The 781-nt window shown below is 21.6% G+C and carries 2 protein-coding genes; both read right to left on the reverse strand.

Going from position 1 to position 781, the window contains the following annotated elements; genetic code table 11:
• Window positions 1–342: 342 nt before the first annotated feature.
• Window positions 343–528 carry a hypothetical protein gene (locus tag OL66_RS03390; RefSeq protein ID WP_034172477.1) on the reverse strand — a complete coding sequence of 62 codons (186 nt, stop codon included), beginning with the start codon at window positions 526–528 and terminating at the stop codon, window positions 343–345.
• Window positions 503–721 (reverse strand): hypothetical protein, encoded by a 219-nt coding sequence (locus OL66_RS03395; protein ID WP_034172478.1) that lies wholly within the window; start codon window positions 719–721, stop codon window positions 503–505. Before OL66_RS03395 ends, OL66_RS03390 begins: the two co-directional genes overlap by 26 nt.
• Window positions 722–781 lie beyond the last annotated feature (60 nt).

A 781-nucleotide genomic window follows, 5' to 3' on the forward strand; every position in this document is an offset into this window, starting at 1 on the left:
ATTTAAAAAACTGTTTAAAAGGGTTAATTTTGGCAAAACACATATAACCATTAAATATTATAATTAAAACCCAAATAATAACTAATATAAAAACTCTTAAATAACTTGTATACATTTGTTTTTTAGTAAGTTGTAATAATAAATTATAATTTGATAGTATATTTGTATTAGATTGTAATGAATCTAGATATTGTTGTAAAACTTTTTGAGTATTTAGATTTTCAAAAAACGTATATATCAAAAAAGTAACAATCATTCCAAATACACTTAATAATAAAAAATTGATGTTTTTAATAAAGAAGATATGTTTTGTTTAATATCAGACATATTTTTTACTTATAATTATTTAAATGATTTAGCTTTAGAATAACAGAAATAACCATTAAATCCTACTAACGCCAATACAAAGAAAAACTCTACAAAAAGGAAAACGTATTTTTTAGTTACTTCTTGTTTTTCTTTGAGGGCTTTTTGATCTTCGTTATGTTTTTCTAATTTGGCATCATAAGCTTTTTTTAGCTTCTTCATTAACCAAAGAAGCTGAATATGAATTCTCCTTGTAAAATTTCGTTGAATTATCATTATAAGTTTTAGAAAATGATGCCGTATCTGGTTCTTGATATTTTTTTGATGCTTCTAAAACAACACAAGACCCAAACACACTTAAAAATACAAAACCAACAGTAAGTAAAAATTGTGATAATGATTTTTTTAATAACATTTATGTTTCTCCTTGATTTTATTTAATTTTATTTATTTTTTTATCTTATACACTTAAAAA

Origin of the sequence: Chrysanthemum yellows phytoplasma (assembly GCF_000803325.1) — a bacterium.
Lineage (GTDB): Bacteria > Bacillota_I > Bacilli_A > Acholeplasmatales > Acholeplasmataceae > Phytoplasma > Phytoplasma asteris.